Raw genomic sequence first — 13963 nt, forward strand, 5'->3', positions numbered from 1 at the left:
TCCTCCCGGCTTTTACTGTTAAGGCCGGGACCCTAGTACATGAAATAGCGCTGCGCCATGGGAAGGACCTCCGCGGGCGCGCAGGTCAGCAATTCGCCGTCGGCGCGCACCTCGTAGGTCTCGGGATCGACCTCGATATTCGGGGTCGCACCGTTGTGAATCATGCTTTTCTTCGATATCCGGCCACGCGTGTTTGAAACACCGTAGAGCTTCTTGTCGATGCCGAGTTTCTTGGCGAGCCCGCCTGCAATCGCCGCTTTCGACGTGAAAACCACCGACGACGCGGTGAGGGACTTGCCGTAGGCGGCGAACATCGGCTGATAATGCACCGGCTGCGGCGTCGGGATCGACGCATTCGGATCGCCCATCGGAGCTGCGACAATGGAGCCGCCCTTGACGATCAGATCGGGCTTGACGCCAAAGAACGCCGGCGACCACAGCACAAGATCGGCCATCTTGCCCTTCTCGACGGAGCCGATCAGCTTGGACACACCGTGGGCTATTGCCGGATTGATGGTGTATTTGGCGATGTAGCGCTTCACGCGGAAATTGTCGTTGTCGTTGCCCTTGTCCTCCGGCAGCGAGCCGCGCTGCTTCTTCATCTTGTCGGCGGTCTGCCAGGTGCGGATGATGACTTCGCCGAGACGGCCCATCGCCTGACTGTCCGACGACAGCATCGACAGCGCGCCGAGATCGTGAAGGATGTCCTCTGCCGCGATGGTCTCCTTGCGGATGCGGCTTTCGGCAAAGGCCAGATCTTCCGCAATCGACGGATCGAGATGGTGACAGACCATCAGCATGTCGAGATGCTCGTCGATGGTGTTGCGCGTGAACGGCCGGGTCGGGTTGGTCGACGACGGCAAGACGTTCTTCAGACCTGCGACCTTGATGATATCCGGCGCGTGGCCGCCGCCCGCGCCTTCGGTGTGGAAGGCATGGATGGTGCGGCCCTTGAAAGCCTTGACGGTGTCTTCGACAAAGCCGGATTCGTTCAACGTGTCCGAATGCAGCATGACCTGAATGTCGTAGTCGTCGGCGATTGAAAGGCAGTTGTCGATGGCGGCTGGTGTGGTGCCCCAGTCCTCGTGCAGTTTCAGCGCGCAGGCGCCCGCCTTGATCATCTCGACCAGCGCGGCGGGTCGTGAAGCGTTACCCTTTCCTGAAATGCCGAGATTGACCGGAAACGCGTCGAACGACTGGATCATCCGCGCCATGTGCCACGGTCCCGGCGTGCAGGTGGTCGCGAAGGTGCCGTGCGATGGACCTGTGCCTCCGCCAAGCATCGACGTGACGCCACTCATCAGCGCATGTTCGATCTGCTGCGGACAGATGAAATGGATGTGCGAATCGAAGCCGCCGGCGGTGAGGATCTTGCCTTCACCCGCGATGATGTCGGTGCCGGGACCGATGATGATGGTGACGCCGGGCTGAATGTCAGGGTTACCCGCCTTGCCGATGGCCGAGATGTAGCCGTCCTTGATGGCGACATCGGCCTTGACGATGCCCCAGTGGTCCACGATCAGTGCGTTGGTGATGACGGTATCGGCCGCGCCCTGCTTGTTGGTGATCTGCGACTGGCCCATGCCATCGCGAATCACCTTGCCGCCGCCGAACTTCACTTCTTCGCCGTAGACGGTGAAATCCTTCTCGACCTCGATGATCAAATCCGTATCGGCCAGCCGGACCTTGTCCCCTGTCGTGGGACCGAACATGTCCGCATAGACGGAGCGAGAAATTCTGGTGGCCATTAGTATGCCCCTGTCCTGAAATTGATGCCGCTCACAACTTGCCGCTCACATCGCCGCGGAAACCGTAGATCGTACGTTTACCAGCCACCGCGACGAGATTGACCTCGCGCGTCTGGCCCGGCTCGAAGCGAACGGCTGTCCCCGCCGCGATGTCGAGCCGCATGCCGCGCGCTTTCTTGCGGTCGAACTTCAGCGCCGGATTGGTCTCGAAGAAATGATAGTGCGAACCAACCTGAATGGGCCGGTCGCCGGTGTTGGCCACCGTCAGCGTCACCGTCTTGCGGCCGGCATTGAGTTCGATATCGCCGTCCTTGATGAAGAGTTCACCGGGGATCATCCTGAAGTCCTCAACGAATGGGTTCGTGAACGGTGACCAGCTTCGTCCCGTCGGGGAACGTCGCTTCGACCTGAATGTCGTGAATCATCTCGGCGATGCCATCCATGCACTGCTCGCGGGTGATGACCTCCGCGCCAGCCTTCATCAGGTCGGCGACGGTGCGGCCGTCACGCGCGCCTTCAATGATGAAATCCGAGATGATCGCAATCGCTTCAGGATGATTGAGCTTCACGCCCCGTTCGAGGCGCCGCCGCGCGACGATGGCGGCCATGGAAACCAGGAGCTTGTCTTTTTCGCGAGGAGACAAATTCATGCGGGCAGTATCCGGTTTATCTGAATTCTAGTTAAGCCAAAGTCGCGGCAAGCCCGAAGGGCTCACACGTTCCAGCACTTTCATCATATCGGCGCGAAGCCGCGCCGCATCCTGGGCGCAGAAACGCGCCATTGCAAATCCGTTCCACGCCGAGACCCCGGCCTCGGCGCCGAATGCATCGGAGACTTCACGGATGCGCTCGACGATGGATTCATCGCCCGGCACGATCAACGCCGTACCGACGGCGACGCCGCCGTTCGCGACAGCGCGGCGGGCCAGCTTGGCCGCAATGTCGCCTTCGAGCCGGATGGTTTCGGCAAAGGCAAGCTTGCCGCCGATCCGCATCCGCCAGCGATCGGTGAAACTGCCGTGCGCCATGATCTCGCCCATGGCGGCGCGCCCGAACACAACGATTTCGCACAGCAGAAGCGACGCGCTCTGCGCCAGGTCGATGTCGATCCGGCGCAGGACCCGGGCCTGATCGAACACAATGGTTTCCTGAGGCAGCCAGCACAGCCGCGCATCGGCCGCGGCGCGCAGCGCAATGTTCACCTGGGCTTCGGGCCCGTGAGAACGGTAGACCTTTTCCGCAGCGGCCGTGGTCACGGTGAGATGGGCGCCATCCCCGGCGGCGATGTCGATATCGAAGCGGTCGCCGCCTGCGACCCCGCCGGCCGTGTTCACAAACACTGCGGAAAGCCCCTGCTGTTCGGGCGAGGGAAACCGCACCCGCAGCGAGCCTTCTTCATGCAACTGGCGGCGGCGCGTCGCGCCGTCTTTCAGATGCACATCGAACTTCACCGCGCCGACCGCACGGTTAGCCGCGAATGTCTCGGACACCGTTGGTGTGATATCGCCCCGCATCCGCCCGCCAGTCCCTGCAAAATCCCGCGCGTTACAGCGCCATCTGGCGGCTGATCTCGGCGGGATCCAGATTGCTGCGGTCGCAGGTGAACTTCACCGCACCGCGATCCATGACCGCGAAATTGTCGCCGAGCTCGCAGGCAAAGTCGAGATACTGTTCGACCAGAACAATGGCCATGGTGCCAAGGCTGCGCAGATAGGAAATGGCACGGCCGATGTCCTTGATGATCGACGGTTGGATGCCTTCGGTCGGCTCATCCAGCAGCAGGAGCTTGGGCCGCATCACCAGCGCACGGCCGATGGCGAGCTGCTGCTGCTGCCCACCCGAGAGATCGCCGCCGCGCCGCCCCAGCATGGTTTGCAGAACTGGAAACAGCGAAAACACGTCGTCGGGAATGGTGCGGTCGTTGCGCTTCAGCGGCGCAAATCCGGTCTTGAGGTTTTCTTCCACTGTCAGCAACGGAAAGATTTCCCGGCCCTGTGGAACGAACGACATCCCCTTGCGCGCACGCTCATACGGCCTGAGGCCGGCAATATCGGCTCCATCGAAGGTGATCGAGCCGTCCTTGATCGGATACTGCCCGACCATGGCGCGCAGCAAACTGGTCTTGCCGACCCCGTTGCGACCGAGCACACAGGTCACCTTGCCGGGCTCTGCCGTCAGCGACACGCCGCGCAAGGCCTGCGCTGCGCCGTAGTAGAGGGTGATGTTCTTTACATCGAGCATGGCTTTACTTTCTGCGCATGATCTTGCCCGAAAACCGGTACCCACTTTTCGGGATCATGCGCTAACGCCCCAGATACACTTCAATGACGCGTTCGTTGTTCGAAACCTGATCGAGCGTGCCTTCCGCGAGAACCGAACCTTCGTGCAGACAGGTGACGCGGACGCCGAGTTCGCGCACGAATGTCATGTCGTGCTCGACGACAACGACGGTCTTTTCCTTGTTGATCTCTTTCAGCAGTTCGGCGGTCTGATGCGTCTCCACATCCGTCATGCCCGCCACCGGCTCGTCGACCAGCAACAGTTTCGGGTCCTGCGCCAGCAGCATGCCGATCTCGAGCCATTGCTTTTGCCCGTGCGACAGCGCACCCGCGAGGCGATCGCGTGAATCCTTCAGGCGGATGGTCTCAAGCACGCGCTCGATCCGCTCGCTTTCATCCGGCGTTTCGCGCCAGAAAAGCGTGCCACGCACCTTGTGATCGACATTCAACGCCAGCAGCAGATTGTCCTCGATAGTCTGGCTCTCGAACACTGTCGGCTTCTGGAATTTACGGCCGATGCCAAGCTCGGCGATCTGCGTCTCGTCGAGTCGCGTCAGATCGGTCTTACCGTCGAACAGCACGTCGCCTTCGTCCGGCTTGGTCTTGCCGGTGATGATGTCCATCATCGTGGTCTTGCCGGCGCCGTTGGGGCCGATGATGGCCCGCATCTCACCCGGCGCAATGACCAGCGACAGGTTGTTGATGGCGTGAAAGCCATCGAACGAGACGTGCACGCCGTCGAGGTAGAGCATGGCCGACGTCGCGCGGGTGTCCATGACGTTCATGCGCCTTACTCCGCCAGACTTGGTTTGGTGAGACCCGGTTTGGTGACGCCGTCTTCCGCTGCTGCGCTGATTTCGTCCGCGGCGAGTTGCTCCCGCCGGCCCGCCCACCAGTCCTTGACGGTGCCGACGATACCTTTCGGCAGCAGCAGCGTCACCAGAATGAACAGTGCGCCCAGCATGAACAGCCAGTACGGCGCGAGCACGCCGGACGTGAACACCGTCTTCGCATAGTTCACGACGATAGCGCCGAGCGCAGCGCCAGTCAGCGTGCCACGGCCGCCGACCGCCACCCAGATGACGGCCTCGATCGAGTTGCCGGGGGCGAATTCGCCGGGATTGATGATGCCGACCTGCGGCACATACAGCGCCCCCGCGACGCCCGCCATGCAGGCGGAAAGGGTGAACACGAACAGTTTGTAATTCTCGACGCGGTAACCGAGAAAGCGGGTGCGGGATTCCGCATCGCGGATCGCGATCAGCACCTTGCCCAGCTTGGATGTGACGACGGCGCGGCAGATCAGGAACGCAAGCGCCAGCGCGATACACGACAGGATGAACAGCACGGCGCGGGTCCCCTGCGCCTGGACGTTGAAGCCGAGAATGTCCTTGAAATCGGTCAGGCCGTTATTGCCGCCAAAGCCGAAGTCGTTGCGGAAGAACGCCAGCAGCAGCGCATAGGTCATCGCCTGGGTAATGATCGACAGATACACACCGGTGACGCGGGAACGGAACGCCAGCCAGCCGAAGCAGAAGGCGAGCAGTCCCGGCACCAGCAGCACCATCAGCGCCGCGAACCAGAACATGTCGAAGCCGTACCAGTACCACGGCAGCGCCTTGTAATTCAGGAACACCATGAAGTCCGGCAGCACCGGGTTGCCATAGACGCCGCGCGAACCGATTTGCCGCATCAGGTACATGCCCATCGCATAGCCGCCGAGCGCGAAGAACGCGCCGTGGCCGAGCGAGAGAATGCCGCAATAGCCCCAGATCAGGTCGATCGAGAGCGCGAGGATGGCGTAGCAAAGATACTTTCCGAACAGCGCCATCAGATAGGTCGGCACCTGAAGCGGCGAGGACACCGGCAACAGCAGGTTCGACAGCGGCACGAGAATGCCGACAGCGGCGACGATCAGCAGAAAGACCGTCGCGCTCTTGTTGAGCGAGCGTGTGAGCAGGTACGGCATCATGCTTCCACCGATCGGCCCTTGAGCGCGAACAGGCCGCGCGGCCGCTTCTGGATGAACAGAATGATGAGCACCAGAATGGCAATCTTGCCGAGCACCGCCCCCGCCACCGGCTCGAGGAACTTGTTGGCCATGCCGAGCGTCAGGGCGCCGACCAGGGTGCCCCAGAGATTTCCGACGCCGCCGAACACCACCACCATGAACGAGTCGATGATGTAGCTCTGGCCGAGATTGGGGCTGACGTTGTCGATCTGCGACAGCGCCACGCCCGCGATACCTGCGATGCCGGAACCGAGACCGAAGGTGAGCGCATCGACGCGCGAGGTGGCGATGCCCATCGACGCCGCCATCCGGCGGTTCTGCGTGACCGCGCGCATTTCAAGCCCGAGGCTGGTGAAGCGCAGCATGCCGAGCAGCAGGAAGAACACGACCATGGTGAACACAACAATCCAGAGCCGGTTGTAAGTAATCGTCATCTGGCCGATCTCGAACGCGCCGCTCATCCACGACGGGTTGCCGACTTCGCGGTTGGTCGGACCGAACATGGTGCGGACCGCCTGCTGCAGCACCAGCGACAATCCCCAGGTCGCGAGCAGGGTCTCCAGCGGGCGTCCATAGAGAAAGCGGATGATGGTCCGCTCGATGATCACGCCAATGAGTCCCGCTACAAGGAAGGCGAGCGGCACGGCGATCAGCAGCGAGTAATCGAACAGGGCGGGATTGGTGGTGCGGATCAGTTCCTGGACCACGAAGGTGACGTAAGCGCCGATCATCACCATCTCGCCGTGCGCCATGTTGATGACACCCATCACGCCGAAGGTGATGGCGAGACCGATGGCGGCGAGCAGCAGCACCGAGCCGAGCGACAGGCCATACCATGCGTTCTGCGCGGTGGCCCAGATCGCGAGGTTGCTCTGGATCGAACTGATCGCGGACGCCGAGACGCGTCCAAGCGCGGACGCCGGATCGAACGACAGGCCCGTCAACAGCGCCAGCGCTTCCTGATCACCGCGATCCCGGATCACCGAGATCGCATCGAGCTTGTCGGCTTCGGAGGCCTTCGCATCGAACAGCACGATCGCGGCCTTGGCCTCGGCAAAGGCCCGCTTCGCGCCGCTGTTGGTTTCCTTCTGCAGCGCGCCTTCGATGACCGGCAGGAATGCGGCGTCATGTGTCTTGAAAACGGATTGCGCCGCCTGAATACGCCTGGCGGGATCGGGAGACAGCAGCGTCAATCCGCCGAGCGCAGCCTCAACGGTGCGGCGCAGGCGATTGTTGAGTCGTACCGCTACAGCGCCCGATGGCGCGGTCGCAGCCTCTCCGGTCGCGGCGTCGGTAACCTTGCCGCTCTTGTCCTTGACGAAAACCTTCCTGCTCTGCGGATCGGCCAGCAGGCGACCGTCCTGAAGTGCGTCGATGATCGGAAATGCGCGCGGATTGCCGCTGGTCGCGAGCGCGCCGACGGCGGCTTCGGTATCGGAAAAGGAATCGTTGGCGAATTGCGCGACGGCATCTTCAAAGGGACCAGCCAGCACCGGTACGCCCGAGACGATCATCAATATCAGCGCAATGGCTGCCGCACGGCAGCGATGAAGACATGAGAAAAACACGTGACAACCCCGGCAGAGGTGAGAGGAAGGCGGCGACTGCCGCCGCCTTCCGGTCGTTTCAGGTCAGAGCGCGATGCGCCTTGGATGCATCACGCTGCGTGACGTTGCTCAGGAACCCTGACCACCGCACTTGTTGGTCTTGGTGTTGAAGTTGCCGCACTTCTTGCCGACCCAGTCGCCGATCAGGTCCTTGGAGCCGTCGAGCTCCTTCGACCAGGCGTCGCCGGCGACGAGGCCAGGGGTCTTCCACACCACGTCGAACTGGCCATCGGCTTTGATTTCGCCGATGAACACAGGCTTGGTGATGTGATGGTTCGGCAGCATTTCCGACACGCCACCGGTGAGATTCTTGGCCTTGGTGCCAGGAAGAGCGTCGATCACCTTGTCGGCGTCAACCGAACCGGCCTTCTCGACTGCCTTCACCCACATGTCGAAACCGATCACATGCGCTTCCATCGGATCGTTGGTCACACGCTTCGGATTCTTGGTGTAGGCCTGCCACGACTTGATGAAAGCCTCGTTCTCCGGCGTCTTGATCGACTGGAAGTAGTTCCAGGCGGCGAGATGGCCGAGCAGCGGCTTGGTGTCGATGCCGGCGAGTTCTTCCTCACCGACCGAGAACGCAACGACCGGAATGTCGGTCGCCTTGATGCCCTGGTTGCCGAGCTCCTTGTAGAACGGAACGTTGGCGTCGCCGTTGATGGTCGAAACCACCGCCGTCTTCTTGCCGGTCGAGCCGAACTTCTTGATGTCGGCCACAATGGTCTGCCAGTCACTATGACCAAACGGCGTGTAGTTGATCATGATGTCTTCGGCCTTGACGCCCTTCGACTTCAGATAGGCCTCGAGGATCTTGTTGGTGGTGCGCGGATAGACGTAATCGGTACCGGCCAGAACCCAGCGCTGCACCTTCTCTTCCTTGGCGAGATAGTCGACCGCAGGGATCGCCTGCTGGTTCGGCGCCGCACCGGTGTAGAACACGTTGCGCTCGCTCTCTTCACCCTCGTACTGCACCGGGTAGAACAGGATCGAGTTCAGTTCCTTGAACACCGGCAGCACAGACTTGCGCGACACCGAGGTCCAGCAGCCGAACACCACGGACACCTTGTCCTTGGTGATCAGTTCGCGGGCCTTTTCCGCGAACAGCGGCCAGTTCGACGCCGGATCGACCACGACGGCCTCGAGCTTCTTGCCGAGAACGCCGCCCTTCTTGTTCTGCTCATCGATAAGGAAAAGCACCGTATCCTTCAGCGTGGTTTCGCTGATGGCCATTGTTCCGGAAAGCGAATGAAGGACGCCGACCTTGATGGTCTCCTGCGCCTTGGCCCCGCCGATCGTGGCAAGACCCAAAAAAAGACCCGCAGTTGCGGCCAGCCATTTACGGCGGCTGAACGGTGCAACTGCAGCGCTGCTGAAATGCGTAGTCATGCGATGTCATCTCCCTGACGCAGACGTGAAACGCTGTGCGACGGCCCTCGGCCGGCGGCGTTAAGGGAATCGCAAGAACTATGCCATGGGACAGATTTGCCTAATTATTTGATTTCTAATGGATAAATCGAATTTCAGTTTGACGTGTATTTTGCCTGCTCATTTTTCACCCAGCTGAACTGACCTTGCTTTTGGCAATTGCATAAAAATTCATCATATAATCCTCATTGTCTACAATTCGAGCACGAAACGTTGCCGCATGTTCAGCTTTGTTGAGCTTCCCGGCTCCGGTTACCGCCATGCGGTCGATTTCACCTTGAAAGCGCCGTGTTCCTGTTCCATATGAGCGCCACGACCTTGAGAATCATCGGGTCCTTGCGAGCCGCGTGTACTGATCCCGTTCAACGGTTTCTGGCTTGCCCCTTCAGCTAACCGAAACCGACGCCCCAGACACGCGGGTGTCTCCGACACCCGCCCGCACCTGGCACTCCGCCGGGCGCGCGTTGCGACTCATAGAAAGATACCCTTTTGACCTCCTTCCAGGATTTCGGCCTCGCCGATCCCATCTCGCGTGCTCTTAAAGAAGAAAATTACGTCACGCCCACCCCCATTCAGGCCCAGACCATTCCAATCGCGATCACCGGACGCGACGTTATCGGCATCGCGCAGACCGGCACCGGCAAGACCGCGTCCTTCGCGCTTCCGATCCTGCACCGCCTGCTGGAAAACCGTATCAAGCCGCAGCCCAAGACCTGCCGCGTGCTGGTGCTCAGCCCCACCCGCGAACTCTCCGGTCAGATCCTCGACAGCTTCAACGCTTACGGGCGACATATGCGCCTGACCTCGGCGCTGGCGATCGGCGGCGTTCCGATGGGCCGCCAGGTCCGCTCCGTGATGCCCGGCATTGAGGTCATGGTGGCAACACCGGGCCGGCTGCTCGACATGGTCCAGGGCAATGCCCTCAAGCTCAATCAGGTCGAATTCCTTGTGCTCGACGAAGCCGACCGCATGCTCGACATGGGCTTCATCAACGACATCCGCAAAATCGTCGCCAAGCTGCCGACCCGGCGCCAGACGCTGTTCTTCTCGGCGACCATGCCGAAGGACATCGCCGATCTCGCCGACCAGATGCTGAACAATCCAGCGCGCGTCGCTGTGACCCCGGTGTCTTCCACCGTCGAGCGCATCACGCAGAAGGTCCTCCAGGTCGATCATTCCGCGAAGCCCGCCGTTCTGGCGCAGATCCTCAAGACCGAGCAGGTCAACCGCGCCCTGGTGTTCACCCGCACAAAGCACGGCGCCGACAAGGTCGTGAAAGGCCTTGTAAAAGCGGGGATTCCTGCTGAAGCCATCCACGGCAACAAGTCGCAGAACCATCGCGAGCGCGTGCTGGCGGCATTCCGCACCGGCGACATCCGCACGCTGGTCGCAACCGATATCGCGGCCCGCGGCATCGACGTCGACGGTATCAGCCATGTCATCAACTTCGACCTGACCAACGTGCCGGAAACCTACGTTCACCGCATCGGCCGCACCGCGCGCGCCGGCGCTGACGGCACCGCGATTTCGCTGGTGGCCGGCGGCGAGGAGCTTGGCTATCTGCGCGACATCGAAAGGCTGATCAAGGTCACCCTGCCGAAGGAAGACCGCCGGACGCCGGGACATCAACAGCGTCCCGCCGCAGCCGCGCCCGCGCAGCATCACCGTCCGGCACGGTCAGGTGGTCACGGCCACAACGGACACAGCCCACGTGCGAATGACGGCGCCCCCGGATCGAAGGGTCCGCGCCGCCGCCGTCGTCCGGGTGGAGGCGCTCCCGCGCAAGCGAACCGCTTCGAGGGCAATCGCCATGAGCAATCCCGGCCGTCACAGGGTGGCAAGAGCGAGGGTATTCAGGGCGTCGCCTTCTTGCATCGTGAAAGCCGTCCGGCGCAAAATCAGCCCAATCGGAATCAGCGCCCGCAGCGGTCCTGAACCGGACCCGCGGACAGAATTAGCGAACTTGATTAGAAGGACTTGGAGACCCCTATGGCCAAAGAAGAGTTGATCCAGTTCGAAGGACTGGTGACCGAAATTCTTCCCGACGCACGCTATCGCGTCCAGCTCGACGCCGGACATGAGATCGTGGCCTACACCGCCGGGAAGATGAAGAAGAACCGCATCAAGACGCTGGCAGGCGACCGGGTGACCATCGAAATGTCACCCTACGATCTCGAGAAAGGCCGCCTGATTTTCCGGCACAAGGACGAGCGCCCCGGTGGGGCCGGCGGACCTCCCCGCGGCACCCCGCCGCGCGGCCAGTTTCGCCGCAGATAAGCGGGTTTCTCCGCATCATACGGATCGCGCATGGCACGCGTCATGCGCGATCTCCTGCTTCCGGAGCACGCTGGACGGGCATCAAAAATCCGCACCCGTCAGGATTGTTTCGGGGGCCATTTTCACGTAATATTGAGATATCGATCTTCGGCCGGACGACATAGCTATCCACCGGTACAGCCGGTTTAGACGCTGACGACCTCATCCAAATTTCGATCTCACCAGCCCATTTAGACGTGGGCTTTGACGATATCTATCTTGAGAAGGACTACCTGCGTGAGCATGGGAACAGTGAAGTGGTTCAACGCGACTAAGGGTTACGGTTTCATTCAGCCTGACGATGGCGGAAACGACGTGTTCGTTCATATCAGCGCCGTCGAGCGCGCTGGTCTGGGCACGCTGCGTGAAGGCCAGAAGATCAGCTACGAAATCGTTGCCGATCGCCGTTCGGGCAAGTCGTCGGCCGATAATCTTCGCGCCGCCGGCTAACTGAAATTCTTGCGGCTCACGCCGCAGGACATTCGGAACCGAGAACCAGATATTGAAAAGGCCGTGCGGATCGCACGGCCTTTTTGTTTTGGCGCCTGAAAAGCTGCCTTGCGATCAGCTTGTATAAGTCACCGTGTCGGACTGGCGAGGCCGGGTGTAGCAGTCCTCAGACAGCGGCACGTTGGTCTTGATGATGTATCCGGTGATCGGCGTGAAGGTGTAAGTCACCTCGCTCCAGATCAACTGCGTGTTCGCGACAAGAAGATCGGCCGGGATCGTTGTGATGACTGTATCCTTGGCATAGCCGGTCGTGACCGTGACAGAGCTGGCGCCGTTGACCGCGCCGGAATAGCTCCAGACCACCTTCGCCTTCTTCGATGCATCGATGCTGACCGCGGATATCTTCTGCGTCATCGTCGCCGGCGTGACGGAGTACGGTGTCATGATGGCGCTGCCCATCTTGAAGAAGTTCGAGATGTCCGTGGACGATACCTTCGTGCCCTGCGATACAAGATCGGACAGCGTGCGCGCGGTCAGCGTCACCTTGCGGTCGATGGCGACCCCGCTCGAAACGTCGATCATTCCGAGCATGAGCGTCAGCATCAACGGCAAGATGAACGCGAACTCAACGGCGGCCACGCCGCGCCTGTCGTTACCGAACCGGACTGCGAGCCGGAGGCCGCGGAGAACATGCCTGAAAAGCGAAACCAGTTTCATGATTGTTCGTCCTCAAGGCTCGACGCGGAACGCAGCGGTCGCCGCGAGGAGGCGCTTGCTGTTCGACGTGTTGCGTCCGATGTTTGCGATGTTGTAGCCAAGGCCGGTGACGAACATCGGCCACTGATAAAAAGCGCGGACGACCACGGTGGCGGCGCTACCGGCGGGCGTCGTCTGGTAGCTGAAGTTGTTGACGAAGTTTCCAGATCCATCGATCGGGTCGGTGATGTTGACCGTCGCTCCCTCGGCGAATGACTTCACATCGACATAGATGCCGTCGCAGCTGAACATCACGCTGATGCGGTCGCAGAGATCCTGCTTGAACTGGGCCTGCGTCATGCCGGCATCCTGCGCCTGGTGCGTCAGCATCAGGCGCGCTGAATTCTGTGTACCGGTCTCAAGGATCTGCGCGGCGAAAAATACCATCGCCGTTTCCATGACGGCGAAAAGCAGCACGAAGAAGATCGGAGCGACAAACGCGAATTCGGTGGCGGCCGAAGCGCGCCTATCGCGGCGAAACCGGCGCAGCGCCTTGTTGATCGCGGTCATGGATGTCGCGGGGTGACGCATCGGGCTATCCTCAGCATGCAGCGGAAATAACTACCGCCGAGAATAGCCGACAGAGATTGTTGAATGCTTGCGCCGGATACGAACAACATCCGGCGCGGAATTAACCGGTTGTTAAGGAATCAAGCCGGTCTCAGGGCCGCGCGCCAGCGGCACTGGCCTGGCTGTTCAGCACGTTGGTCTGGCCGAGGGCGGTTTCGAAGTAGGTCCGCCCGTCACCGAGAGTCACACGCCGCTGGCAATCGGGTGTGCAGCTATAGGATTCGCGCTCCAGGCCGCGATACACGGTGACCATCTTGTCCGCCGGACCTTCAACCTGAATGGAGCGGCTGGCCAGAACCTCGCCGGCGCGATCCATGGCGATCATGTTGGTCGAGCCGTAGCCCTTGCCGGTGACAACCACCATCCCGCCGGGCTGAAGGTTAACGTCTGCGATTAGGGGGTTTCCGACCACGATGGTCGCGACTTTCTCGGGCAGTTTGACCACCTTTGCCTGATCCACAAAAACCGCAACGGATTCATCGCCGGTACCGGCGAATGTCGCGATCGGGACCATCAGGAAGCCAGCAACAAGAAAGCGCAGCGCTACGGCTTTATGCACGTAACGGCGCGAGACATTGATCGACATACTCTACTCCGGGGCGTGTACAAGCCGGCAAAAGCGATACGCAGCGGTGCCGGCGCCCGACATGGCAAATCTGCCGTTAATTGATGAACGAACTGCAAACGGCTTGCAGACATCGGCCGGAACGGATCGCTGAGTACTTGCAATTACAGGTTGTCTGTTAAGCGGGAACTCACCCCTCTTTCACCTTTTTGCAATCATGTTAAGGAACTGGA

At 61.0% G+C, this 13963-nt stretch carries 15 protein-coding genes; 3 read left to right on the forward strand and 12 right to left on the reverse strand.

The window, feature by feature from the left end:
• Window positions 1–32 precede the first annotated feature (32 nt).
• The 9 genes from ureC to urtA form a co-directional block, all read right to left on the reverse strand.
• Entirely contained in the window at window positions 33–1748 is a 1716-nt protein-coding gene (gene ureC, locus AC1Q67_RS15205; protein ID WP_492236199.1) for an urease subunit alpha, read from the reverse strand.
• A 31-nt stretch (window positions 1749–1779) separates the two neighbouring features.
• Complete coding sequence (locus tag AC1Q67_RS15210; RefSeq protein WP_024576933.1) at window positions 1780–2085, reverse strand: urease subunit beta; 306 nt, start codon at window positions 2083–2085, stop codon at window positions 1780–1782.
• 10 nt (window positions 2086–2095) lie between these two features.
• Complete coding sequence (locus tag AC1Q67_RS15215; protein WP_002714442.1) at window positions 2096–2398, reverse strand: urease subunit gamma; 303 nt, start codon at window positions 2396–2398, stop codon at window positions 2096–2098.
• Between the two features lie 27 nt (window positions 2399–2425).
• A complete protein-coding gene (locus AC1Q67_RS15220) occupies window positions 2426–3262 on the reverse strand; it encodes an urease accessory protein UreD (protein ID WP_492236200.1) in 837 nt (278 codons plus the stop codon).
• 31 nt (window positions 3263–3293) lie between these two features.
• Window positions 3294–3989 carry an urea ABC transporter ATP-binding subunit UrtE gene (gene urtE, locus AC1Q67_RS15225; protein WP_024576936.1) on the reverse strand — a complete coding sequence of 232 codons (696 nt, stop codon included), beginning with the start codon at window positions 3987–3989 and terminating at the stop codon, window positions 3294–3296.
• 61 nt (window positions 3990–4050) lie between these two features.
• Complete coding sequence (gene urtD, locus AC1Q67_RS15230) at window positions 4051–4812, reverse strand: urea ABC transporter ATP-binding protein UrtD (protein WP_492236201.1); 762 nt, start codon at window positions 4810–4812, stop codon at window positions 4051–4053.
• Window positions 4813–4817: 5 nt separating this feature from the next.
• Window positions 4818–5999: an urea ABC transporter permease subunit UrtC gene (gene urtC, locus AC1Q67_RS15235; RefSeq protein ID WP_492236202.1), complete on the reverse strand. Its 1182-nt coding sequence runs from the start codon at window positions 5997–5999 to the stop codon at window positions 4818–4820.
• Window positions 5996–7552 (reverse strand): urea ABC transporter permease subunit UrtB, encoded by a 1557-nt coding sequence (gene urtB / locus AC1Q67_RS15240; protein ID WP_492236470.1) that lies wholly within the window; start codon window positions 7550–7552, stop codon window positions 5996–5998. Before urtB ends, urtC begins: the two co-directional genes overlap by 4 nt.
• Window positions 7553–7714: 162 nt before the next feature.
• A complete protein-coding gene (gene urtA / locus AC1Q67_RS15245; protein ID WP_492236203.1) occupies window positions 7715–9034 on the reverse strand; it encodes an urea ABC transporter substrate-binding protein in 1320 nt (439 codons plus the stop codon).
• Between the two features lie 528 nt (window positions 9035–9562).
• Here urtA and AC1Q67_RS15250 point away from each other — a divergent pair.
• From AC1Q67_RS15250 to AC1Q67_RS15260, 3 genes are all read left to right on the forward strand, one after another.
• Entirely contained in the window at window positions 9563–11008 is a 1446-nt protein-coding gene (locus AC1Q67_RS15250; RefSeq protein ID WP_492236204.1) for a DEAD/DEAH box helicase, read from the forward strand.
• Window positions 11009–11062: 54 nt separating this feature from the next.
• Complete coding sequence (infA, locus tag AC1Q67_RS15255) at window positions 11063–11350, forward strand: translation initiation factor IF-1 (protein WP_006022729.1); 288 nt, start codon at window positions 11063–11065, stop codon at window positions 11348–11350.
• A gap of 276 nt (window positions 11351–11626) precedes the next feature.
• Window positions 11627–11839, forward strand: coding sequence for a cold-shock protein (locus AC1Q67_RS15260; protein WP_002714433.1), 213 nt, complete (start codon window positions 11627–11629; stop codon window positions 11837–11839).
• Window positions 11840–11953: 114 nt separating this feature from the next.
• On the opposite strand, the gene AC1Q67_RS15265 is transcribed toward AC1Q67_RS15260, so the two are convergent.
• From AC1Q67_RS15265 to AC1Q67_RS15275, 3 genes are all read right to left on the reverse strand, one after another.
• A complete protein-coding gene (locus tag AC1Q67_RS15265) occupies window positions 11954–12556 on the reverse strand; it encodes a TadE/TadG family type IV pilus assembly protein (RefSeq protein WP_492236205.1) in 603 nt (200 codons plus the stop codon).
• A gap of 12 nt (window positions 12557–12568) precedes the next feature.
• On the reverse strand, window positions 12569–13126 hold the full coding sequence (locus AC1Q67_RS15270; protein ID WP_492236206.1) for a TadE/TadG family type IV pilus assembly protein: 558 nt from the start codon (window positions 13124–13126) through the stop codon (window positions 12569–12571).
• 130 nt (window positions 13127–13256) lie between these two features.
• Complete coding sequence (locus AC1Q67_RS15275) at window positions 13257–13751, reverse strand: pilus assembly protein N-terminal domain-containing protein (protein ID WP_492236207.1); 495 nt, start codon at window positions 13749–13751, stop codon at window positions 13257–13259.
• Window positions 13752–13963 lie beyond the last annotated feature (212 nt).

The organism is Afipia sp. GW823-FHT06G09 (assembly GCF_058794875.1).

Bases quoted from the DNA above. Each gene is read 5' to 3' on its own strand.
- AC1Q67_RS15265 (WP_492236205.1), bottom strand. From the start codon at position 12,556: ATGAAACTGGTTTCGCTTTTCAGGCATGTTCTCCGCGGCCTCCGGCTC.
- AC1Q67_RS15210 (WP_024576933.1), bottom strand. From the start codon at position 2,085: ATGATCCCCGGTGAACTCTTCATCAAGGACGGCGATATCGAACTCAAT.
- urtA (WP_492236203.1), bottom strand. From the start codon at position 9,034: ATGACTACGCATTTCAGCAGCGCTGCAGTTGCACCGTTCAGCCGCCGT.
- AC1Q67_RS15220 (WP_492236200.1), bottom strand. From the start codon at position 3,262: ATGCGGGGCGATATCACACCAACGGTGTCCGAGACATTCGCGGCTAAC.
- infA (WP_006022729.1), top strand. From the start codon at position 11,063: ATGGCCAAAGAAGAGTTGATCCAGTTCGAAGGACTGGTGACCGAAATT.
- urtE (WP_024576936.1), bottom strand. From the start codon at position 3,989: ATGCTCGATGTAAAGAACATCACCCTCTACTACGGCGCAGCGCAGGCC.
- urtB (WP_492236470.1), bottom strand. From the start codon at position 7,552: ATGATCGTCTCGGGCGTACCGGTGCTGGCTGGTCCCTTTGAAGATGCC.
- AC1Q67_RS15270 (WP_492236206.1), bottom strand. From the start codon at position 13,126: ATGCGTCACCCCGCGACATCCATGACCGCGATCAACAAGGCGCTGCGC.
- urtD (WP_492236201.1), bottom strand. From the start codon at position 4,812: ATGAACGTCATGGACACCCGCGCGACGTCGGCCATGCTCTACCTCGAC.
- ureC (WP_492236199.1), bottom strand. From the start codon at position 1,748: ATGGCCACCAGAATTTCTCGCTCCGTCTATGCGGACATGTTCGGTCCC.
- AC1Q67_RS15275 (WP_492236207.1), bottom strand. From the start codon at position 13,751: ATGTCGATCAATGTCTCGCGCCGTTACGTGCATAAAGCCGTAGCGCTG.
- AC1Q67_RS15215 (WP_002714442.1), bottom strand. From the start codon at position 2,398: ATGAATTTGTCTCCTCGCGAAAAAGACAAGCTCCTGGTTTCCATGGCC.
- urtC (WP_492236202.1), bottom strand. From the start codon at position 5,999: ATGATGCCGTACCTGCTCACACGCTCGCTCAACAAGAGCGCGACGGTC.